Origin of the sequence: Pseudogracilibacillus amylolyticus (SeqCode), assembly GCF_051918545.1 — a bacterium.
Taxonomy (GTDB): domain Bacteria; phylum Bacillota; class Bacilli; order Bacillales; family Amphibacillaceae; genus Pseudogracilibacillus.
On the sequence record NZ_JBPPZG010000224.1, the window covers coordinates 1 to 6,108 of the forward strand.

The 6,108-nt window shown below is 37.0% G+C and carries 9 protein-coding genes; 2 read left to right on the forward strand and 7 right to left on the reverse strand.

Translation table 11 applies throughout. The features are described from left to right. The 7 genes from ACPYKA_RS17850 to ACPYKA_RS17880 form a co-directional block, all read right to left on the reverse strand. Positions 1-815: lysostaphin resistance A-like protein (locus ACPYKA_RS17850; RefSeq protein WP_479543557.1), on the reverse strand; the 815-nt coding region annotated here is incomplete at its 3' end. 38 nt (positions 816-853) lie between these two features. Then, on the reverse strand, positions 854-1,330 hold the full coding sequence (locus tag ACPYKA_RS17855) for a small multi-drug export protein (protein ID WP_479543558.1): 477 nt from the start codon (positions 1,328-1,330) through the stop codon (positions 854-856). A gap of 38 nt (positions 1,331-1,368) precedes the next feature. Then, complete coding sequence (locus ACPYKA_RS17860) at positions 1,369-2,217, reverse strand: ATP-binding cassette domain-containing protein (RefSeq protein ID WP_479543559.1); 849 nt, start codon at positions 2,215-2,217, stop codon at positions 1,369-1,371. A 2-nt stretch (positions 2,218-2,219) separates the two neighbouring features. Continuing rightward, positions 2,220-2,612, reverse strand: coding sequence for a GntR family transcriptional regulator (locus ACPYKA_RS17865; protein WP_479543560.1), 393 nt, complete (start codon positions 2,610-2,612; stop codon positions 2,220-2,222). A gap of 14 nt (positions 2,613-2,626) precedes the next feature. Further along, the gene (locus ACPYKA_RS17870) at positions 2,627-3,340 is read right to left on the reverse strand and encodes a hypothetical protein (RefSeq protein WP_479543561.1); all 714 of its coding nucleotides are present in this window, start codon (positions 3,338-3,340) and stop codon (positions 2,627-2,629) included. Positions 3,341-3,352: 12 nt separating this feature from the next. Continuing rightward, positions 3,353-4,069: a hypothetical protein gene (locus ACPYKA_RS17875; RefSeq protein ID WP_479543562.1), complete on the reverse strand. Its 717-nt coding sequence runs from the start codon at positions 4,067-4,069 to the stop codon at positions 3,353-3,355. A gap of 13 nt (positions 4,070-4,082) precedes the next feature. Then, on the reverse strand, positions 4,083-4,805 hold the full coding sequence (locus tag ACPYKA_RS17880) for a hypothetical protein (protein ID WP_479543563.1): 723 nt from the start codon (positions 4,803-4,805) through the stop codon (positions 4,083-4,085). 152 nt (positions 4,806-4,957) lie between these two features. Between ACPYKA_RS17880 and ACPYKA_RS17885 the strand changes: the two genes are divergently transcribed. Further along, positions 4,958-5,566 (forward strand): superoxide dismutase family protein, encoded by a 609-nt coding sequence (locus ACPYKA_RS17885; protein WP_479543564.1) that lies wholly within the window; start codon positions 4,958-4,960, stop codon positions 5,564-5,566. Positions 5,567-5,701: 135 nt separating this feature from the next. Next, positions 5,702-6,108 (forward strand): MFS transporter (locus ACPYKA_RS17890; protein WP_479543565.1); only part of this gene is annotated, 407 nt, incomplete at its 3' end.

Consider the following 6,108-nt stretch of genomic DNA (forward strand, 5'->3'; position numbering starts at 1 on the left):
ACTAGTAGGAGACAGATGGCACCAAGTATGATAAACATGACAGCCAATGATGCGCCTACTCCTTGCATGATAGTGTCTTGAAAAGTTAAAACAGGAGGTGCTCCATATTCAGCTGGCATAAGGAGGAAACGCGCTACGGAAAGGTATCCAAGATGAAAGCCAATTGCGGCCCACAGACTACCGGTCCAGACACGGATGAGCGCTAACGCAATCCCAAAAAAGAAATGCAGTATTAGTTGGGAAGGAAGTGCCGCGAGACTTGAAGCTGGCGATATCCCAACCATCACTAGTAGGAGCGTAATACCGGCGGAAAAACCGATGAATACTAGTGCCTGGACCAAGACGGAAAGCCAAACAGACAAACGCTGACGCAGTACATCATAGATGAGCCCACGCATGGCAAGTTCTTCCGGCAATGCTTCATAAAAAAAGGCAATGAGCATATTGAGCAGCAAGGCGCCAACCCAGAAGAAAGGTGCGTGCCATTGTTCGATAGTAATCAATCCGAGCATGTTAAAGCCGAATAGGCTAACGATCGCCAAGAGAACCACAAGAAGGAATCCCGTCAAAAAATGAGGCAAACGGTTTAATGTATAAGCTGGCTCCACTTTGCCAATCCGTTTATGCATTCGTTGATATAAATAAAGAATGACTGGAACCACAATGGCACTCATTACAACCGACTGAATTAGCTTTTGTCCGTTTCCTATGATGGCAAATTGCGTCTCCGCCACCGTACCAGCCACTACAGCTAAAAATAGGCCGAGTGTCGCCGTTGCCCAACCACCTAGTAAAAATAATCCATATTTTTTCATGACATTACTCTCCTGCTTTCTTTTACGTCCTATCACCTTTATAACATCCTTGTAATGAACCCTAAATTTTCTTCATCGGCGATAAAAAAATCAAAGCCATATAAAGAGGCTACACCGAGAACAATTGTCCAACTAAGTAAACTCGCTGTCATTAGATATAATGTTTTCGTCTTCTCAGCCCCAAAGCCAATCGCAAGTAAAGCAGATAAATGAGTTCCAACAAAAAATGGTCCAATAAAGGCAAGTCCCGGTAGGCCGTATTTATCCCAAAGAGACTTGGCATGTTTATGTCGCTTCGAGTCTGTTTGTTCGCCCTGTTTTCTTTTTCTACGCCATTCTCTAATCTTATCTAAAAAAATGATAAGCAAGACAATCGTTAATAAATTACCTAAAAATGCGATAATCATCGTTGGTACTGCGGGAACCCCGCCAATAATGGCTAACGGTATGATCAATGCAATTTCCAAAAAAGGAATTGCTGCCAGTAAAAATATCATTGTGTAAGCTACAAACATCTATTTACTCCTTCCTTCTAATTCCATGTCAGTACATGTTAAGTTAGTAATATAGTAATTATCTCTTCCAATTCCATTGCTGAACTGTTTATTGGTTTCATATTATGTGCTGCAAAATATGTTTCTGTCGCTGTAGCGTCATTTGAAATTAATTCATTTCCAGATCGGGAAATTTCTCCAGGAACAGGCGAACCTTTTAATGTACTAGAAAACCAATATTTTCGGTAGTTTTGGGTTAAAACGTCTTTTTCAATTGTTTGTATTTGTGTACCACTTCTGAGTAGCGTAATATAATCAGCTAATTTTTTAATATCTTCGGCTTGGTGGCTAGCTAAAATGATTGCACGCTCCTCATCTTCCATGTATTCCGTCAGTAAATTGATAATTAAATTTTTTGATGGAATATCCATGAATGAAGTCGGTTCATCTAAGATTAAAAGTTTAGTATTTCTCGGGATTGTTAGAGCGAGCGTTAATTTTTGCTGAACTCCTTGAGATAAGTTTATAAATTTTTTGTTAAGCGGTATATTTAGCTGTTCGATCAATTGGATAAAAAGCTTTTGATCCCAATTTGGATACCAGCGAGAAATTAGTTTGTTTAAATCATTTCCCGTAAACGCATCAAAGCCGATTGTTGTTTGTGGCTGATAGGCAATATGTTTTTTCCATTCCTCGTTATCCCCATTGACAAGCTCCCCGAACGCTCTAATTGTTCCGGAATCTGCATTTACCAGATTCATAACCATCTTAAGTAATGTACTTTTCCCCGAACCATTATCGCCAACTAAAGCTGTAACTGTCCCGGGCTCTACGTTCAAGTTAATGGGACCAAGTTTAAAATTATCAATATCTTTCCTAACATCGTTAATCTCAATATACTTTTCCATATTCAGTCTCTCCTTTCACTTTCTTCTAAAACGGATTGAAAAAGTTCCATGATTTGTCTATGATTGTAGTCGTAGTTTAGAGCAGTATTGATTGCCTGCTGAAACACTTCGTAAACAGCGGTTTGTTTTGTCGCGTTTTTTAATGAGCTGTCAAGTTCTGCGACAAACGTTCCCTTCCCTTGAATTGTTTTAATAAATCCGTCATTTTCTAAGTTTTGATATGCTCTTCTCGTCGTAATGACACTCACCTCTAATTCTTTTGATAGGACACGGATAGAAGGTAGAGCAACTCCAGCCGATAAATGTCCACCAGCAATTAATGCTTTTAATTGTTGTTCAATTTGATGATAGATCGGCTCTCGAGAATCTTTAGACAATTGAATTGGTAATTTCACTTCTCCCGCCCCCTTTATAAATAGTCTGTTTTTTTCATTCTGTTACGCATGATTTTCATCCAAAAGTTCCAACCGATAATGGATAGAATAATTGAAACAACAATAGAAATAACCGGATATTGATTAGCGATGTCAATCGTCCATGTAATGAGTCCGTTTTTATACCATTTATAAAACACGAACAAATAAAGAAGAAATAAACCAAATCCAATAAAACATCCATAAAAGATATTCCACCCTAAATTAGAACCAACTTCAAAAGCCGGTGTAACACAGCCAATATAAATTCCAAAACAAAACCAGATGAACGCAAAAGCTATATATGCAGGTAACGTCATGAAAGCTTGAAAGGTCGGATAAAGCAGAATCAGCAACAGGCCATTTGATAAAAGCAAAAGAACAAAATAAGTGATAAACCGATATTTAACAATCACTTCTCGTTTCATTGCTAATTGGTTTAAAGCTGTAAGAAAGGGTGCTGCATACCGAATACTTCTAAATTTTTGCAATTGAAAGTCCTTTGGCCTGGCAAGTTGTGATAAAAATCCACTAAATGTAATAGCAAAGAAAAAATCTAATCCCATCGTTGCCTGTTCAAAATAATTTGGACTAATAGACGTGATCAATAAAAAAATGAGTACAAACCCAAGTGCTAATAATGGGAATTGTTTCAATGAATGTTTTAGTTCAAACTTCACAAGCCAAAATGCTTCTTTCCATTCTGTCATTGGTTCTCCTCCTTACATGTAATCTAACTTCTTCATCGTTTTTCTCATGTAATATGGCCAAAATTTCCACCCGCTAATGAAGAAAACAATGGAGATGAAAATAGAAAGTAATGGCCATTTTTCTGCCAGCATTGCTGAGCCTAAGACAATTCCTCCACCTAAGACCTTATAAAAATAATAAAACGGCATTACTACGATGATTAATACAAAAATTATCCAAATAAAGATCTTTATAGGTGTAACATAACTTCCAGCATCGCTAGCAGGGTTAATCATTCCAAATGTGAAGGCAAAAGCAATCCATATGAAGCAAAAAGCAATGTACGAAAGTAAACTCATCTGACTTAATTCACTATCTAAAAGATAAAATAAGGAAAACAGTACGACCAAAAATGGCCCAAGAAAAGCTGTGTATGTGATTAAACGGCTCTTTGCTAAAATGTTTTTGGAAATTGGTAGCTGTAATTGCATCGGTACAGTAGGTGAGAACCAAAGTTTGTCAGAGACTTGCTGATATTTAAAAGCGCTCTTTCTCAACCAAAAGGGACCGGCAGTTAATAAGACAAAAAATATGAAATCATGATAAGGATCCGGACTATTAAAGTTGTTGTAAAGGATTAAAACAATCACAGTCCCTACCGAGAAAATAACCCACCCTAACAGTAAATTTACAATTGATGTTTTAAGTTCGACTTTTGCAAGCCAATATGCGTCTTTCCACTCTGTCATGGAATAAACCCCCTTACATATAATCTAATTTTTGCATCGTTTTTTTCATGTAGTATGGCCAAAATCTCCAGCTGACGATAGTTAACATAACTAACGTAATAATGACTAATATTGTCCAGTCTTTTGCCAACATGATTGTCCAAGCAACAATTCCGAAGCCGAATACGAAGTAAAAAAGTAATAGTAATCCCATAACTACAACAAAAGTTGCAAGTAAATAATAAAATAATATTTTAGGGGATGTATAGTCCCCGGCATCACTTGCTGGAAAGATTACTCCTAACGTAAGTCCATAGAAAATCCAAATAAGTGAAAAAACAATATAACTGGGAAGATCCATAGTAGCCCGAATAGAGTCGTTGATAAAATATAGGACTGGAAAAATAGTTAGCATAAATGGTAGTAAATATGCCAAATAAGTGATCAATTTACTTTTAGCGAGTACATCTTTAGGAATTGGTAGTTGGGTTTGCATAATCAATACGGGAGATGCATGCAAATGATCTGATAACTCCTTATATTGAAAATGCTTGGAACGAAACCAGTACGGCGCAGCACTAAAGCTGAGTAAGAAAGCAATATCAAAACCGACATAATTATTTTCTAGGTAACCGGAAAAGCTTGTTAGATAAAAAAGTCCTATAGCAGAAAGAATGATCCAACAAAGAAAAATATTTACGGCTGACACTTTCCATTCAAACTTCGCTAACCATAATGCCTGTTTCCACGTTTTCATATTAACCCCTCCAACAGTGATGCTGTGCATATCTTTATATACAGTATATGACCATAGAATATTTCTGTCAATAGAAAAATAACAAATGTTTCAATTTGATTGTGTTTGTCTAAAATGGATAAAGAAGGACAAACGTGAGGAGTTAGATTAATATGCAAACAGGAAAATCACTTTTAATCATAATGATCGTTACAATCGCCTTGTTTGGTTGTCAAAATAGACCACAAGAGCCTGAGATGAATAAAGAAAGTCAAGTGGATGATGAAACTATTGAGGTCGATAAGGAAGAAAAAGAAGCAAGGGAGTCGCTTGAAATTGATTTAATTGATCGAGAAGGAATCCAAGTTGGAATTGCGACAGTTACTGAGGAATCCGATGGGGTTCATATTTCCGTAGACGCTCACCATCTCCCGGAAGGCATGCATGGATTTCATATTCATGAAAAAGGAATTTGTGACACACCTGACTTTGAATCAGCAGGAGGCCATTTCAATCCTGATGGGAAAAATCATGGTTTTGATGACCCGAATGGACCACATGCTGGAGATATGGTGAATTTGGAAGTACATGCGGATGGGACAGTTGAACAAATGTTCATAAATGATATGGTAACATTAGAAAGAGATGTTCCTCATTCTTTATTTAGTAAAGAGGGTACCGCGTTAATGATCCATGCTGATGAAGATGATTACATCACACAACCAGCCGGAGATGCAGGAGAAAGAATCGTTTGTGGAGTAATAAGTAAAAAGGAGAAATAACAACCTAGATCGAGATGGGATGATCATACTTTTTTAAATCCCATCTCATTTTCTGATATATACAATATGTTAAGCTGTAATCTTTCAAAATGGCTTTTTAATCATGTATACTTATTCTTAAGAAAGGAAGATTACATGGAATCTACCGGAACAGAGAAGACCGATAATGAGAAAATTTTTTCCAAAGACTTCGCATTCATTTGGCTTGCGAACTTTTTTGTTTTTCTAGGTTTTCAAATGACACTTCCAACAATACCAATCTTTGTAAATGAACTAGGTGGAAGTGATCAATTGATTGGTATTATCGTTGGGATTTTTACGTTTTCCGCATTACTCTTTCGTCCCTATGCTGGTCATGCGCTTGAAACGAAGGGTAGAGGAATCGTTTATTTATTTGGGCTAGTTTTATTTGTATTATCTGTCGGTTCTTTTGGCTTTATTACTAGTATGGCATTTTTAATTGTTATGCGAATCGTTCAAGGGGTCGGCTGGGGTTTTTCTACAACAGCTTCTGGAACAATTGCGACAGACTTAATTCCACC

Coding starts and splice junctions, on each gene's coding strand:
- ACPYKA_RS17855 (WP_479543558.1), bottom strand. CDS start 1,330: ATGTTTGTAGCTTACACAATGATATTTTTACTGGCAGCAATTCCTTTT.
- ACPYKA_RS17860 (WP_479543559.1), bottom strand. CDS start 2,217: ATGGAAAAGTATATTGAGATTAACGATGTTAGGAAAGATATTGATAAT.
- ACPYKA_RS17870 (WP_479543561.1), bottom strand. CDS start 3,340: ATGACAGAATGGAAAGAAGCATTTTGGCTTGTGAAGTTTGAACTAAAA.
- ACPYKA_RS17875 (WP_479543562.1), bottom strand. CDS start 4,069: ATGACAGAGTGGAAAGACGCATATTGGCTTGCAAAAGTCGAACTTAAA.
- ACPYKA_RS17880 (WP_479543563.1), bottom strand. CDS start 4,805: ATGAAAACGTGGAAACAGGCATTATGGTTAGCGAAGTTTGAATGGAAA.
- ACPYKA_RS17885 (WP_479543564.1), top strand. CDS start 4,958: ATGCAAACAGGAAAATCACTTTTAATCATAATGATCGTTACAATCGCC.